We start from the raw sequence: 14,664 nt of genomic DNA, 5'->3' as shown, positions 1-14,664 counted from the left end.
TGCCGCGTGGCGCTCAACAGTATCGAAGAACTGGTCGAAGACATTCGCCAGGGCAAGATGGTCATCCTCATGGATGACGAAGACCGCGAAAACGAAGGCGACCTGATTATGGCCGCCGAATGCGTGAAGCCCGAGCACATCAACTTCATGGCGCGTTTCGCCCGTGGTCTGATCTGCATGCCGATGACTCGCGAGCGCTGCGAAACCCTCAAGCTGCCGCTGATGGCAGCGCGCAACGGCTCGGGTTTCGGCACCAAGTTCACCGTTTCCATCGAAGCCGCCGAAGGCGTGACCACCGGCATCTCGGCAGCCGACCGTGCACGCACGGTGCAGGCCGCCGCTGCCAAGGACGCCAAGGCCGAAGACATCGTCAGCCCTGGGCATATCTTCCCGCTCATGGCTCAGGCGGGCGGCACCCTGGCGCGCGCCGGTCATACCGAAGCGGCCTGCGACCTGGCGCGCATGGCCGGTTTCGAGCCGACGGGCCTGATCTGCGAAGTCATGAACGACGACGGCACCATGTCGCGTCGCGCCGAACTCGAAGCATTTGCCCTGCAACATGACATCAAGATCGGCACCATCGCCGACCTGATTCACTACCGGATGATCCACGAACGTACCGTTCAGCGGATTGCCGAGCAGCCGATGGACAGCGAACTGGGCAGTTTCAACCTGGTGACCTACCGCGATTCGGTCGAGGGCGACGTGCATCTGGCGCTGACCCTGGGCACCATCTGTGCCGAAGAGCCCACGCTGGTTCGCGTGCATAACATGGACCCGCTGCGTGACCTGTTGATGGTCAACCAGCCCGGCCGCTGGAGCCTGCGCGCCGCCATGCGCGCGGTTAACGAGGCGGGCAGCGGTGTGGTGCTGCTGCTCGGTCACCCGCTGGATGGCGATGTCTTGCTGGCTCATATTCGCGAAACCGCCGGTCAGCAACCGATCAAGACGCCGACTACGTACAGCACGGTCGGTGCCGGTTCGCAGATCCTTCGTGACCTTGGCGTGCGCAAAATGCGCCTGATGAGTTCGCCGATGAAGTTCAATGCGATATCCGGTTTCGATCTGGAAGTTGTAGAATACGTGCCCTCCGAATAAATACTGGCAGGTCGGGGCGTGTGAAAGATGGTTTTTCGCAGGTTTTGGCCTGACAGGCATGATTCGTGGCCTAATATCCCTCAAAGTCCGCCCCAAGGCGGGCTTGCTCTTTAATACGAGACTCACCGAATGACCTTGAAGACCATCGAAGGTACCTTCATCGCCCCCCAAGGCCGCTATGCCTTGGTAGTTGGCCGTTTCAACAGCTTCGTCGTGGAAAGCCTGGTTAGCGGTGCCATTGATGCGCTGGTACGCCATGGTGTGAGTGAAAGCGACATCACCATCATCCGTGCGCCGGGTGCGTTCGAGATTCCACTGGTTGTGCAGAAAGTTGCCCAGCGCAGCGAGTTCGCGGCCATCGTCGCACTGGGTGCAGTGATCCGTGGCGGTACTCCGCACTTCGAATACGTGGCAGGCGAGTGCGTCAAGGGCTTGTCCCAGGTGTCCATGGAGTTCGGCGTGCCGGTCGCTTTCGGCGTATTGACTGTCGATTCCATCGAGCAGGCCATCGAGCGCTCCGGCACCAAGGCCGGCAACAAGGGCGCTGAAGCTGCCCTGTCCGCCATCGAAATGGTCAGCCTGCTGTCGCAGCTGGAGGCCAAGTGATTTCCGACGATACCGACCAGTTCAACCCGCGCGACGCCAAATCGCCGGAAATCGCCAAGGGCAAGAGCGCCAAACGTCGCGAAGCGCGTCAGATGGCAACTCAGGCCCTGTACCAACGGCACATGGCTGGCCACGCGCTGAACGAAATCGAAGCCCAGTTCCGTGTCGATAATGACTTCAGTAACGTTGACGGCACCTACTTCCGTGAGTTGTTACACGGCGTGGCAACCAACCAGACCGAGATCGACACCGCTCTGAAGCCTTGCCTTGACCTGACCATCGAAGAACTCGATCCGATTGAGCTGGCGATATTGCGCCTGTCCACCTTCGAACTGCTCAAGCGCATCGACGTGCCTTATCGCGTGGTGATCAACGAAGGCATCGAGCTGGCGAAAGTCTACGGCTCCACTGACGGCCACAAGTTCGTCAATGGCGTGCTGGACAAGCTGGCGCCGCGCCTGCGTGAAGTCGAAGTGAAGGCCCACAAGCGCTGATTCGCGCCTGACCTTCATGGGAGAGTTCGAGCTGATCCGCAATTACTTCGCCGCCGCGCCCTGTGCGCAGGCGGGCGAGGAAGTTGCCCTGGGGATCGGCGATGACTGCGCGCTGCTGGCGTTGACGCCCGGCGAGCAGTTGGCGATCTCGACCGACACCCTGGTTGCCGGGGTGCATTTTCCTGATGTCTGCGACCCCTTTCTGCTTGGCCAGCGTGCGCTGGCAGTGTCTGCCAGTGACCTGGCGGCCATGGGCGCCAGGCCTGTCGCGTTCACCCTTGCCCTGACCCTGCCGCAGGTCGATGCCGACTGGCTGGAGACCTTCGCTAGCGGCCTGAACCAGATGGCGCAGGGTTGTTCGCTGCGTCTGATCGGTGGTGATACCACGCGCGGTCCCTTGAGCCTGACCCTGACAGTGTTCGGCGCTGTGCCGGCCGGATCAGCCCTGACCCGCGCGGGTGCCCAGGCGGGTGACCTGCTGTGTGTCGGCGGTACGCTGGGTGATGGCGCAGGTGCGTTACCGCTGGTATTGAAGCAGCGCAGCGCCGAACCCTCGATCGCCGAAGCATTGCTGGCCCGCTACTGGTCGCCGCAACCGCAACTGGCGCTGGGCCAGGCCTTGCGCGGCAGGGCGACGTCGGCGCTGGACATCTCCGACGGGCTGCTGGCCGACTGCGGACACATCGCCCGTGCGTCGGGTGTGCGTCTGGTTGTCGAGCGGGACCGCCTGCCGATGTCCGACCCATTGCTGGCCTTGTTCGATCTGCCCTCAGCCCGACAGGCCGCGCTGAGCGGTGGTGATGATTACATCCTGGCCTTCACCCTGCCTTCCGAACACTTGTCGGCGTTGCTGAAAGAAGGCTGGCCGGTGCACGTCATTGGCCGGGTAGAGCAGGGGCAAGGCGTCGTGCTTGTCGACGACACCGGGCAAGACGTCACACCCGACACGCGTGGCTACCAGCATTTTGGCGGTGAGCAGTGAGCGGATGAGCACTTCTATCTATCGAACTTTATGATCTAAATGCCCGAGAATTCACCCTGAGCGTCTGCAGGAACCTGCTGTTACAATGCAAATCTTGCGAATTTCCAGTCTTCATACTGATCAGGAGCACACGGTGCCCGTCGTCTTTGTCGCCGCTTCCAAACTGCCCACTCCCTTTGCAGAGTTTGCCATGCACGGCTTTATCGAGTCGGCAACCGGCCGTGAACATGTCGTCCTGAGTCTGGGCGATGTGGCGGACGGTGAGCCGGTTCTGGGTCGCGTACATTCCGAATGCCTGACCGGCGACGCCCTGTTCAGTCAGCGTTGCGATTGCGGCTCTCAACTGGAGGCTGCCCTGCGCGCCATCGCCACCGAAGGGCGGGGCGTACTGTTGTATTTGCGCCAGGAAGGGCGCGGTATTGGTCTGATGAACAAGATCCGCGCCTACGAGCTGCAGGATGGCGGTGCCGATACGGTTGAAGCCAACGAGCGTCTGGGCTTTGCTGCCGATCAGCGTGACTACGCGATCTGCCTGCCGATGCTTCAGCATCTGGGCGTGCAGTCGCTACGGCTTATGACCAACAACCCGCGCAAGGTCAAAGCCTTGACCGAGATGGGCATCAGGGTCGCTGAGCGCGTGCCTCTGCACACCGGGCAAAACCCGCACAACCGCCTTTATCTGGCGACCAAGGCGGGCAAGCTGGGGCACATGATGGGTAACGAACATCAAAGCGAGGTCGGTCCCGCGTGACACGCAGCGAGGTTCGTCAAAAGCTGGAGATGCAATGGTGGCGTCAACTGGGCCTGACCCTGGCGCCATTGCTGGTGGTCTGTGTCTTTTTCGGTGCCAGCGAGCCGCTCATTCCGGTGTTGGCGCTCCCGCTGTTCATCGCCGGGATAGGCTCGATGTTCGTCAGCCTGAAACCCTTCGGCGCGTACAAGCGCGCGTTGGCCGTCACCCAGGCTGCACTCGATACCCCCGAGGAGCCGGCAGCATGGCTGAAACTCGCTGCCATCCGCCGCCTGGCCTTTCTGGCCGCCGGGTTGCCTGCCTGGATCGCCGCCATCGCGGTGCTGTTCGGTCTGCATCCGTTGCCGGTCTGCCTGCTGGCGTTTGCCAGCGCAGTGCTGCTCTACCTGTACCGCATTCCTGTGCTTTCACGCTGATCATGCCCAGCTGAAGCGGACACGAGCAGCGCGAAACTCCCTCAGGCTGCCAGCAACCATACTCCCGCTGCCGCAGAAGCTGCACCGGCGATACGCACCAGCGGTGCTGCCGCCTGCGGCAACACGCGAACCACTGCATAACCCAGCGCATGCAAGGCCGCGGTCGCTGCAACGAAACCTGCTGCGTAGGCCCATGGGCTGGACATTTCCGGCAGTTCAAGGCCATGCGCCACGCCGTGGAACAAGGCGAACAGGGCTGTTGCGGCTACCGCCAATGCCAGTGGCGGACGTACTGCCAATGCCACGGCCAGGCCCAGAGCCAGTACCGATGCGGCAATGCCGCTTTCCAGCGCTGGCAGGTTCAGACCTTCAAAGCCCAGCATGCCGCCGATCAGCATGGTGCCGACGAAGGTGCACGGCAGCGCCCAGCGTGCCGAACCTTGTTGCTGCGCAGCCCACAAGCCGACGGCAAGCATTGCCAGCAAATGATCCAGCCCGCCGATCGGGTGGCTGATACCGGCGATCAGGCCGTTATCGCCATGACCGGGGTGAGCCAGCGCCAGAGTCGGGACCAGCAACAGCGCGAGGGCGCCAAGGGCTTTTTTGTAATTCATCGACGGGTTCCTTTTGGTTGTGAATTCAGGCGGCCGCAGTCAGCAGGCCCTGGCGCTCAATGAAGGCAATGATCTGTTCCAGACCCTGACCGGTTTTCTGATTGCTGAACACGAACGGCTTTTCGCCACGCATCCTGCGCGTGTCGCTGTCCATCATCTCCAGTGACGCGCCCACCAAAGGGGCGAGGTCGATCTTGTTGATCACCAGCAGGTCGGACTTGCAGATGCCCGGACCGCCCTTGCGCGGCAGCTTGTCGCCGGCCGACACGTCGATTACGTAGATGGTCAGGTCGGAAAGCTCCGGGCTGAAGGTCGCGGAAAGGTTGTCGCCACCGGACTCGACGATGATCAGGTCCAGGCCTTCGAAGCGGCGATTGAGTTGGTCGACCGCTTCCAGGTTGATCGAAGCATCCTCACGAATGGCGGTATGCGGGCAGCCGCCGGTTTCAACGCCGATGATGCGCTCTGGTGCCAGTGCCTCGTTACGCACCAGAAAATCGGCGTCTTCACGGGTATAGATATCGTTGGTCACGACGGCCAGGTTATAGCGGTCGCGCAATGCCAGGCACAGCGCCAGGGTCAGCGCCGTCTTGCCGGATCCGACCGGGCCACCGATTCCGACACGCAGAGGTTGGCTGTTCATTGAGTTCTCCATAAGGACTGATCAGGACCGGAATAACCGGCTGTATTGACGTTCGTGCGCCATGCTCGCCAGGGACAGACCGAAGGCTGCGCTGCCGGCATGGCAGGGATCTTGTGCGCTGGCACTGACCTGCGCCTGCTGCAATAACGGCAACAGCTCGCTGGTCAGGCGCTGGGCGGCTTGCTGGCCCAGCGGCAGGGTTTTCATCAGCACGGCCAGCTGGTTTTCAAGCCAGCTCCATAGCCAGGCGGCCAGCGCATCCTGCGGGCTGATCTGCCAGGCGCGTGCGGCCAGCGCCCAGCCAAGGGCCAGGTGCGGCTCGGCAGTCTGCTGCAGAAAATGCCGTGCATCACGATCCAGTTCAGGCAGGCCATTGAGCAACTGCTTCAGCGAGTAGCCCATCTGCCGGCTTTCCAGATGCAGCTCGCGAGTCTCGCGGCTGGCGCGATGCTGCTCGCTGACTTGCAGCAACTGGCCCCAGTCACCGGCTGCCGCTGCATCGCAATGAGCCAGCAGCAGCGGGGCCTCGAAACGCGCGAGGTTGAGCAGCAGTTGATCGCCGATCCAGCGGCCCGCAGTCTGCGGGTCCACCACAATGGATTGCTCCACTGCCATTTCCAGCCCTTGCGAATAGCTGTAGCCACCGATAGGCAACTGCGGACTGGCCAGGCGCAACAGCGCCCAGGCGCTGTTCACTTGCGCACGCCGAACTGGTGCATGCGCGGCGGATAGTTGAAATCCTCCTCGCCTGCACGCGAGTGATGATGCCCGCCGCCGTAGGCGCCATGTTCCGGCTGGAACGGCGCTTCGATGGTGTCGACAGTAGCGCCCAGTTGGTCGAGCATCGCCTTGAGCACGTAATCGTCGAGCAGGCGCAACCAGCCGTCGCCGACTTGCAGGGCCACGTGACGATTGCCAAGGTGATAGGCCGCGCGGGTCAGTTCGAAGGTGCTGCTGCACGTGACATGAATGAGTTTTTCAGGACGTGCGCAGACACGCACGACACGGCCGTCCTTGGCCTGCAGAAACTCGCCATCGCGCAGGGGCGACTGGCCGCGTTGCAGAAACAGGCCAACGTCTTCGTTTTCCGCACTGAAGCAGCGCAGTCGACTTTTGCTGCGTGCCTCGAAATTCAAATGCAGCTCGGCGGCCCATTCGGCCTGAGGTTCGATTCGGTCGTGAATCACCAGCATCAGATAGCTTCCAGCCAATTGCGATGCTTCAAATCAGAGCAAGGGGCTTGCCAACAGTGCAGCTTGTAGGGAAAAGGCTGACAGAGGCAGGTGATGCGAGCATTGGCGGGCTTATCAGTGATCTTTTATGGTGCGCAATCAAGTTCGTGCTTTAAGTTGGTGCGTAGTGTGGTGGTCAAGATAACGTTAATAGTGAGACGGTTAACGCCGCAGGACGGAGTTCAGCGTGCTGACGCTCAATCATGACTGCCCAGGCCCCGCCAGTGCCGTGCGCCGATGAAGATGAAGCGCAGTTGCTGGGTGATCTTCGCCTGAGGTGTCAGGTGCGGGGCAAGTGAGGCGGGGGGCGGGTCGATCAGTTCCGGCAGCATCGCAAACACGCTTTTCACCACCAGGTCGGCGATGATCGACAGTGCATCGGCATTCAGGTGCTGCCATTTGGGCATCTTTGCCAGATCGGCCGTAAGGTCGGCGCTGATGCCTTCGCGCAGTGCTCCGAGCGCCTGACGCACCTTCAAGGAGCCGCCGTATTGTTCGCGCGCCAGAAACAGGAACTGCGAGCGGTTGGCTGCCACGCGTTCGAGGAATATCTTCACCGATGCACGAATCAGCCCGCCCATGGCGAATTCGTTGTGGCGCACCAGCCGGATGGTCTCGCGAAAGGTCTGGCCGACCTCGCTGACCAGCGCCAGCCCCAGCTGGTCCATGTCTTCAAAGTGCCGGTAGAACCCGGTCGGCACGATGCCCGCCGTGCGCGCCACTTCGCGCAGGCTCAGGCTGCCGAAGCCGCGCCCGCTCTCCATCAGTTGATGGGCAGCATCGAGCAGGGCTCTTCGGGTCTGTTGTTTCTGTTCGGCGCGGGGCAGCATGGCTCAAACGATTCTTGGATTAGGCTGGGATGCACTTTAGCAAATGCGCTTTACCTGCGTCGAAAGGGTTTTCAGTCAGGCTCCTTGACCAGTAATAGTGCATGAGTGCTGGCCTTCGATGCATTTTCGTATTCAAATCAAACCCTCGGCGCGTTTGTCAGTCGAATATTCATGTCGTATTCAGCGCGCCAGGGTCGGGGCGCTGTTTTCTGGAGAGTCACGCATGACGCGCAGCCGCAAGATTTTCGCCTGGACAGGTGCCACGTTGCTGGTGGTGCTGGCTATATTGGTCATTGTGATTGTCACTTTCGACTGGAACCGCATCAAACCCACCCTCAACGCGAAAGTCAGCGAAGCGCTGCATCGTCCGTTCGCCATCAATGGTGATCTGGATGTGCGCTGGACGCGCGAGCCCGAACTCGGTGGCTGGCGCGCCTGGGTGCCGTCGCCGCATTTTGTCGCCGACGACCTGAGCCTGGGTAACCCCGAGTGGTCGAAGACCCCGCAGATGGTGACCCTCAAGCACGTCGAATTTCGTCTCTCGCTGCTGCCGCTGCTGGCGCAGCAAGTGGTTATCCCGCGCATCGACCTGACCGGCCCCGAGGCCCGGCTGGAGCGCCTGGCCGATGGTCGCGCCAACTGGGTGTTCGAACTGCCCAAGTCCGACCCGAATGCCGAGCCCTCCAAATGGGTGATGGACATCGGTGCGATCAAGTTCGACAAGGGGCTGGTGAGCTTCAACGACCAGAAACTCAACGCCAATCTGGACGTCGTGATCGACCTGCTCGGCAAGCCGGTCCCGTTCAGTGAAATCGTCGGCAGCAAGGAAGCGCAAAAGGCTCAGGAAAAGGGCGCAGTGCCGCAGGACTACGCATTCGGTCTGGCGGTCACGGGCCAGTACCACGGTCAGAAACTGAGCGGCACCGGCAAGGTGGGCGGTCTGCTCGCGCTCAAGGACGCCAGTCAGCCGTTTCCGGTACAGGCTGACGTGAAAGTCGGTGACACCCATGCGGTGATCGCCGGGACCCTGACCGATCCACAGAACCTGGGCGCGCTGGATCTACGCCTCAAGCTTTCCGGCGCGAGCCTGAGCAATCTGTACCCGCTGACGGGTGTGACCCTGCCGGATTCTCCGGCGTACTCCACCGATGGCCGCCTGATCGCCAAACTGCACGATGCGGCCGGTGCCAACTTTCGTTACGAAGGCTTCAACGGCAAGATCGGCAACAGCGATATCCACGGCGACCTGGGCTTCGTCGCCAGTCAGCCCCGGCCCAAGCTGAGTGGCGTGCTGGTCTCCAACCAATTGCTGTTCAGTGACCTCGCGCCGTTGATCGGTGCGGACTCCAATGCTGCGCAGAAAAAGCGCGGTGGCGAGAGCAAGCAGCCTTCGGGCAAGGTTCTGCCGGTAGAAGAGTTTCAGACTGATCGCTGGCGGGCGATGGACGCCGACGTGGAGTTCACCGGCAAGCGCATCGTGCAGAGCCCGGACCTGCCGTTCACCGACCTCTACACCCATCTGGTTCTCGACGATGGTCAGTTGAGCCTCGAGCCGCTGCGTTTTGGTGTGGCAGGCGGCAAGCTGGACGCGGATATTCGCCTGAACGGGCAAAACAAACCTATGCAGGGCCGGGCAAAACTGTCGGCGCGCAATTTCAAGCTCAAGCAGCTGTTCCCGACCTTCGAACCGATGAAAACCAGCTTCGGTGAGCTGAACGGCGATGCCGACATCAGTGGGCGCGGCAACTCGGTCGCAGCCTTGCTGGGGACTGCCAACGGCGAAATGAAGATGCTGGTGAACGACGGCGCGATCAGTCGCGGCCTGATGGAAATTGCCGGGCTCAACGTGGGCAATTACGTGGTCGGCAAGCTGTTCGGCGACAAGGACGTGAAGATCAATTGCGCGGCCTCGAACTTCGGCATCAAGGACGGGCTGGCGACCAGCCGGCTGTTTGTCTTCGATACCGAGAACGCCATTATCTACATCAATGGCACCGCGAACCTGAGGACCGAGCAACTGGACCTGCAGATCAATCCGGAATCCAAGGGCTTTCGCGTGTTCTCGCTGCGTTCGCCGCTGTACGTCAACGGCCCGTTCGCCAAGCCCAACGCAGGCGTGCAGTCTGGCCCGTTATTGCTGCGCGGAGCCGGCATGGTCCTGCTCGGTGCAACCGTAGGTCCTGTTGCCGGTTTGCTGGCGCTGGTCGCCACTGGTGACAGCGAGCCCAATCAGTGTGGCCCGCTGCTGGAGCAGATGCGCACCGGCAAGGCGCCGAAGACGGTGAAGTAACCCTCCATCTTTCGTGCCAGCGCTCCGCGTTGGCGCGCACTTAGTGGGACGCAGAGCGTCCAGAAATGCATTTCCATGCTGGAGCGTGCGCAACGATGTTCACGCATCTGGCTTGAGACAATATCTCCCACAAAAAAGCCAGGACACAGGTCCTGGCTTTTCATTTGCTGCCGCGCGTTACAGATCGTTCAGAATGTCTGCCATGTCATCGGCGTGCTCTTCTTCCTGAGCAAGGATTTCTTCGAAGATGCGGCGGGTTGTCGGATCGTTGTCGCCGAGGTATTGAATGATTTCGCGGTAGCTGTCGACGGCGATGCGCTCGGCAACCAGATCTTCGTAGACCATTTCCTTCAGCGTGTTGCCAGCCACGTACTGCGCGTGGGAGTTTTTCGACAGCGTGTCCGGGTTGAACTCCGGTTCACCGCCCAGTTGCACGATACGCTCGGCCAGTTTGTCAGCGTGCTGCGCTTCCTGTTCTGCGTGCTCCAGAAACTCGGCTGCCGCGACGCTCGCTTTGAGGCCCGACGCCATGTAGTAGTGGCGCTTGTAGCGCAGCACACAGACCAGCTCGGTAGCCAGCGATTCATTGAGCAGGCGCAGGACCGTTTCGCGGTCAGCGCTGTAGCCTTGAGTCACAGCACCATCCTCAACGTTCTGGCGTGCGCGCTGGCGCAGAGTATTTACATCGGAAAGCTGTGATTGCGGTGCAGAATTCATCGTTTATCTCCAGGACTCATCAGGTTTTGCTGTCTCGCTCTGTGTATTGCCCGGCAGGATCAGCAAGGGTTGTGAGTGCTGGAGAAGGGAAAAAGTTTTATCGGATTTTCGCAGGTGCGCAAGGTTGTGACTGAATGTAAAAATATAAGAAACGAGTGCTGAGCCTCGCGGTCCCAACCTTGAGACCCAAATAAATCGTGGAGATACACAATGCTCAAGTTCCTGGGAAGCACCGTTGGCATCATCTTTCTGATCGGCCTGGTCGTGGTTATCGCCCTGTTCAAGCTGGTTTTCTAGGCTCTGTACGAAAAGTCGGCGAGCGAAGGTCAGGCGAGGCAAAAACAGGCGAGGAAGCGGAGTCTACGTGTTGTAAATGAGCATTCCGAGCCTGTTTTTAACGAAGCATCACCGAGCGCAGCCACTTTTCGTACAGATCCTAAAAAAGCATTCAACAAAAAGCCCGAGGCATTCATGCCTCGGGCTTTTTGTTTGTGCCTGCGTTTTGATTACATCGCTTTTTCGTTCTTCTCGCGTTGTTCGCAAGTCATGAAACCTTTGTTGGTCACACGCCCGTCGCTGTTGAAGCTGACGTGGTAAACCTGTTTGTGGCCGTCCTTGTTCATGACGTAGTTGTTGCAAGTGCCCGGGTTGACCTTGCGCTCGATGGTGCTCGACGGTTCACCGCCGATGGTCAGGACCTGCTGGCGCGTCATGCCGTTCTCGACCTGCTTGACCAGCGGCTCGTTGCGATAAGTGACGTAGTCCACCGGGTTCTGCACGGTTGTGTTGCTGCAGCCAGCCATCGTCGCCAATACAAAGGTCGCCGCGAAGAGTTTTTTGTACATCGTTGTTGCTCCACATGTCAGAGCCGGTTTTGGCCCGGTATGCCTTGGAGCCGGGAGGGGTCCAAGAGTTCGAAAAAAAGATGGCGATGAGGCAGTACCTTGCATCCACCCTGATGCCGCTGCTGAACGCCCGAACGCCATGACGCTCGGGCATGAAAAGCGCTTTGAATATTCCTCGCACGTTCCCCAAAGGCCGAGGTCAATCTGATGGCATGGTTGAGCGTTTTGCTCAGCCTTGGGCTCGGTCATCGGTTGTCGGACCGTAGTTCGTTAATCAGCCGCTCCTCTGTGACGGCCAGGAAGATGCGATGAGCGATAAAGAACTGTATGAGATCGAGTACACCCTGCTCGGCGAGCACCACGTAGACATTATCGAGAATCTGGACGTGCCTATCATTGAAGTGGTGCACGAACTGGCGCTCAAGCATCACGTAGAACTGGACGAGCTTCCAATGGGTGAAGCCGGCCTGCCGCTTGCCGCCGGCATCACCGACGTGTCGATTCACAGCCTGGAGGGCAGCGAAGGCAGCGCGACTGTCTAATCCGCACCTGACCGCAGCGGCGTCGTCCAGCGTTCCGCGAGGATGACGCCGCACAGGGTCAGCGCTCCGCCGAACAGGTGATAGAGCGCCAGTTGCTCGCCCAGTGTCGCCGCGGCAATCAAGGCCGTGGCGATGGGCATCAGGTTGAAGAACAATGTTGTGCGGCTGGGACCCAGGCGCATGATCGAGGTCATCCACAACCACGGCGCGAGCATCGACGTTGGAATCGCTGCATACAGCACCATCGGGAGGTTGCTCGCATTCAGGCCGGTTTTCGCCGACAGCATGAACGGCGGCAGCAAAACCATAATCGCCAGCAGGATCTGTACGTAAAGCAGCTGCAGGGGCGGCAGGCGCAACTGCCACTTCTTCAGCAGCGTGCTATAGACCGCATACGACGCGGCGGCCACCAGCACCATCGCATCGCCCCGATTGACACCCTGCTCGATCAGACCGGCCGGATTGCCCGCCGAGACCACAACCAGCACCCCCGTGAATGACAGCACTGCCCCCAGCAGCGCGCCCGAGGTCAGGCGAGTGCCGAGGCAGGCTATCGACAGCCCCAGCGCCATCATCGGCACCATCGACTGAATGATCCCCATGTTGGTGGCCGTCGTCAGGCTGGCCGCGAAGTACGCCAGGCTCTGATACAGCGCTGTGCCAAGCACGGCCAGAATGAAGATCTTGCCCAGTACCGGTTTGATCGCCGCGCGGTTCGCCCACACCGGCCCGAGCATGAACGGCGTGAACAGCAAGCCGGCCAGCGCCCAGCGATAAAAGCCTATTTCAGCCGGAAAGATCACCCCGGCAGACGCCTTGGTGACAGCTGTGTTGATCGCCCAGATAAGGACGGTAATCAGCGGGAAAGCGTATTGCATGAGGGGATCATCGTTAAAGCGAGGCGTAATTATCCGCCTGTTTGTCGAGAATGCCAGCGGCGATGTCCGGTGTCCCGTCACAGAGCGCAGACGCTGACTACACTGACTCTCAGCCTGTGCCGCCCGGTGCAGTGGATCTGGAGAGTGGATCGATGAACAAGCTCGGTATTCCTGTGTTGCTCGTAGGCTTGATGTTGTCTGCCCAGGGTTTCGCTGCGACCGCGCAGCAGAACAAAATGACCACCTGCAATGCCGACGCCAGCGCGAAGTCGCTGAAGGGTGATGAGCGCAAGACGTTCATGAGCACTTGCCTGAAAGCGGCACCGCCGCCGGCGGCCACCCAGCAGGAGAAGATGAAAACCTGCAACGCGACCGCCAGCACTCAGGCGCTCAAGGGTGACGCGCGCAAGAGTTTCATGAGCGATTGTCTCAAGAAGAAATAATTTTTCAGTCGGCCTCCTTGCTGCAGGTAACCGGCGCGGGTGCAGTAAACACTGCACTTTCGCGCCGTTCTCGAGCCGATCATCGGGCAGATGGTTGCGGCTTGTTTTTTAGCGCTTTCGGATCACTGGTTCTGGGCTGCGAAGGCTGGCAGACTGCCCACCTTCCTTGTGTTGCCCGTTGAGGGTCTATGCCAACGTTTTCTGCGCGTCAGGTGTTAATAGCCAGCTGGATTCTTGTATTTGGCGGTCTGTTATTGGTGTTGCCATTCAAGTTATTGCCCAGCCTGCTGGCCGGACTGTTGGTGTTCGAGCTGGTCAACATGTTGACCCCCAAGCTGCAACGTCTGATCTCCGGCGAACGGGCGCGCTGGCTGGCTGTCGCGCTGCTGGGCACGCTGGTGGTCAGCCTGCTGACGCTGATTTTTGCCGGGGCCATCAGTTTTGTGCTGCATGAAGCCGAAAACCCCGGAGCCTCGCTCGACAAGTTCATGACCTTGGTCGATCGCGCGCGTGGTCAGTTGCCACCGTTCATCGATGCCTATCTGCCTGCCAGCGCCGCGGAGTTTCAGGTTTCGCTCGGGCAGTGGCTGCAGAAACACGTCGGCGAGTTGCAATTGATCGGCAAGGGCGCGGCGCACATGTTCGTCACCATGCTGATCGGCATGGTGCTGGGCGCGATCATTGCCTTGCAGCGTATCTCCGATGTGCATGCGCGCAAGCCGCTGGCAGCCGCGCTGTTCGATCGGCTGTACCTGGTCAGCCGGGCGTTTCGCAACATCGTTTTCGCCCAGATCAAGATTTCCCTGCTCAACACCGCGTTTACGTCGGTATTTCTGGCCGTCGTGCTGCCGCTGTGCGGGATTCACCTGCCGCTGACCAAGACCCTGATCATCATGACCTTCCTGCTCGGACTGTTGCCGGTGGTGGGTAACCTGATGTCCAACACCCTGATCTTCATCGTCGGCATGTCCATCTCGATCTGGGTCGCACTGGCTGCGCTGGGCTACCTGATCGTGATCCACAAGGTCGAGTACTTCCTCAATGCGCGCATCGTGGGCGGGCAGATCAATGCCAAGTCGTGGGAGTTGCTGCTGGCGATGCTGCTGTTCGAAGCCGCATTCGGCCTGCCGGGTGTGGTCGCAGGGCCGATTTACTATGCGTACCTGAAGAGCGAGTTGCAGAAGGAAGGGTTGGTCTAGGGCGCTTGCATAGATAGGCGTCCGAAAGAACGCCTATCGTGCCAGTTCACCGTGTTGGCATGCATTTCTGGACGCTCTACGTCT

The 14,664-nt window shown here is 60.3% G+C and carries 18 protein-coding genes; 10 read left to right on the top strand and 8 right to left on the bottom strand.

Annotation, left to right across the window (positions count from 1 at the left end):
- Window positions 1-6 precede the first annotated feature (6 nt).
- The 6 genes from ribBA to KBY08_RS13520 all read left to right on the top strand — a co-directional run bounded on the left by ribBA (window position 7) and on the right by KBY08_RS13520 (window position 4,347).
- Window positions 7-1,098, top strand: a complete 1,092-nt coding sequence (gene ribBA / locus KBY08_RS13545) for a bifunctional 3,4-dihydroxy-2-butanone-4-phosphate synthase/GTP cyclohydrolase II (protein ID WP_003400327.1) — start codon at window positions 7-9, stop codon at window positions 1,096-1,098.
- Between the two features lie 129 nt (window positions 1,099-1,227).
- Window positions 1,228-1,704 carry a 6,7-dimethyl-8-ribityllumazine synthase gene (gene ribE / locus KBY08_RS13540; protein ID WP_058399417.1) on the top strand — a complete coding sequence of 159 codons (477 nt, stop codon included), beginning with the start codon at window positions 1,228-1,230 and terminating at the stop codon, window positions 1,702-1,704.
- Window positions 1,701-2,198, top strand: coding sequence for a transcription antitermination factor NusB (gene nusB / locus KBY08_RS13535; protein ID WP_011269045.1), 498 nt, complete (start codon window positions 1,701-1,703; stop codon window positions 2,196-2,198). The genes ribE and nusB overlap by 4 nt, the downstream gene beginning before the upstream one ends.
- Window positions 2,199-2,214: 16 nt before the next feature.
- Complete coding sequence (gene thiL / locus KBY08_RS13530) at window positions 2,215-3,180, top strand: thiamine-phosphate kinase (RefSeq protein WP_024659641.1); 966 nt, start codon at window positions 2,215-2,217, stop codon at window positions 3,178-3,180.
- Between the two features lie 133 nt (window positions 3,181-3,313).
- Window positions 3,314-3,931 carry a GTP cyclohydrolase II gene (gene ribA / locus KBY08_RS13525; RefSeq protein ID WP_003419520.1) on the top strand — a complete coding sequence of 206 codons (618 nt, stop codon included), beginning with the start codon at window positions 3,314-3,316 and terminating at the stop codon, window positions 3,929-3,931.
- Entirely contained in the window at window positions 3,928-4,347 is a 420-nt protein-coding gene (locus KBY08_RS13520; protein ID WP_024640907.1) for a hypothetical protein, read from the top strand. The genes ribA and KBY08_RS13520 overlap by 4 nt, the downstream gene beginning before the upstream one ends.
- Before the next feature lie 41 nt (window positions 4,348-4,388).
- On the opposite strand, the gene KBY08_RS13515 is transcribed toward KBY08_RS13520, so the two are convergent.
- From KBY08_RS13515 to KBY08_RS13495, 5 genes are all read right to left on the bottom strand, one after another.
- The gene (locus KBY08_RS13515; protein ID WP_003368916.1) at window positions 4,389-4,961 is read right to left on the bottom strand and encodes a HupE/UreJ family protein; all 573 of its coding nucleotides are present in this window, start codon (window positions 4,959-4,961) and stop codon (window positions 4,389-4,391) included.
- Between the two features lie 25 nt (window positions 4,962-4,986).
- Window positions 4,987-5,604, bottom strand: a complete 618-nt coding sequence (ureG, locus tag KBY08_RS13510) for an urease accessory protein UreG (RefSeq protein WP_003368915.1) — start codon at window positions 5,602-5,604, stop codon at window positions 4,987-4,989.
- A gap of 21 nt (window positions 5,605-5,625) precedes the next feature.
- On the bottom strand, window positions 5,626-6,300 hold the full coding sequence (locus KBY08_RS13505) for an urease accessory protein UreF (protein WP_011269042.1): 675 nt from the start codon (window positions 6,298-6,300) through the stop codon (window positions 5,626-5,628).
- Window positions 6,297-6,797: an urease accessory protein UreE gene (gene ureE / locus KBY08_RS13500; protein ID WP_111522227.1), complete on the bottom strand. Its 501-nt coding sequence runs from the start codon at window positions 6,795-6,797 to the stop codon at window positions 6,297-6,299. Before ureE ends, KBY08_RS13505 begins: the two co-directional genes overlap by 4 nt.
- A gap of 236 nt (window positions 6,798-7,033) precedes the next feature.
- Window positions 7,034-7,666 carry a TetR family transcriptional regulator gene (locus KBY08_RS13495; RefSeq protein ID WP_002555418.1) on the bottom strand — a complete coding sequence of 211 codons (633 nt, stop codon included), beginning with the start codon at window positions 7,664-7,666 and terminating at the stop codon, window positions 7,034-7,036.
- Window positions 7,667-7,889: 223 nt separating this feature from the next.
- On the opposite strand from KBY08_RS13495, the gene KBY08_RS13490 reads away from it, so the two are divergent.
- A complete protein-coding gene (locus KBY08_RS13490) occupies window positions 7,890-9,956 on the top strand; it encodes an AsmA family protein (RefSeq protein WP_111522226.1) in 2,067 nt (688 codons plus the stop codon).
- Between the two features lie 177 nt (window positions 9,957-10,133).
- Here the strand turns inward: KBY08_RS13490 and KBY08_RS13485 are convergent, their stop codons facing one another.
- Window positions 10,134-10,673: a ferritin-like domain-containing protein gene (locus KBY08_RS13485; RefSeq protein WP_003400308.1), complete on the bottom strand. Its 540-nt coding sequence runs from the start codon at window positions 10,671-10,673 to the stop codon at window positions 10,134-10,136.
- A gap of 506 nt (window positions 10,674-11,179) precedes the next feature.
- Window positions 11,180-11,518: an osmotically-inducible lipoprotein OsmE gene (gene osmE / locus KBY08_RS13480; RefSeq protein ID WP_003431761.1), complete on the bottom strand. Its 339-nt coding sequence runs from the start codon at window positions 11,516-11,518 to the stop codon at window positions 11,180-11,182.
- Between the two features lie 308 nt (window positions 11,519-11,826).
- Between osmE and KBY08_RS13475 the strand changes: the two genes are divergently transcribed.
- A complete protein-coding gene (locus tag KBY08_RS13475; protein WP_003317034.1) occupies window positions 11,827-12,060 on the top strand; it encodes a hypothetical protein in 234 nt (77 codons plus the stop codon).
- Here the strand turns inward: KBY08_RS13475 and KBY08_RS13470 are convergent.
- Window positions 12,057-12,938 (bottom strand): DMT family transporter, encoded by an 882-nt coding sequence (locus tag KBY08_RS13470; RefSeq protein WP_011269039.1) that lies wholly within the window; start codon window positions 12,936-12,938, stop codon window positions 12,057-12,059. The genes KBY08_RS13475 and KBY08_RS13470 overlap by 4 nt on opposite strands.
- 152 nt (window positions 12,939-13,090) lie before the next feature.
- Between KBY08_RS13470 and KBY08_RS13465 the strand changes: the two genes are divergently transcribed.
- Window positions 13,091-13,381 (top strand): PsiF family protein, encoded by a 291-nt coding sequence (locus KBY08_RS13465; protein WP_003368898.1) that lies wholly within the window; start codon window positions 13,091-13,093, stop codon window positions 13,379-13,381.
- A 188-nt stretch (window positions 13,382-13,569) separates the two neighbouring features.
- Complete coding sequence (locus KBY08_RS13460; protein ID WP_003419507.1) at window positions 13,570-14,580, top strand: AI-2E family transporter; 1,011 nt, start codon at window positions 13,570-13,572, stop codon at window positions 14,578-14,580.
- Window positions 14,581-14,664 lie beyond the last annotated feature (84 nt).

Origin of the sequence: Pseudomonas sp. P135 (genome assembly GCF_020312125.1) — a bacterium.
Taxonomy (GTDB): domain Bacteria; phylum Pseudomonadota; class Gammaproteobacteria; order Pseudomonadales; family Pseudomonadaceae; genus Aquipseudomonas; species Aquipseudomonas fragariae.
The sequence above is the reverse complement of the archived record's forward strand: the minus strand, read 5'-3'. Positions and strand labels throughout refer to the sequence as shown.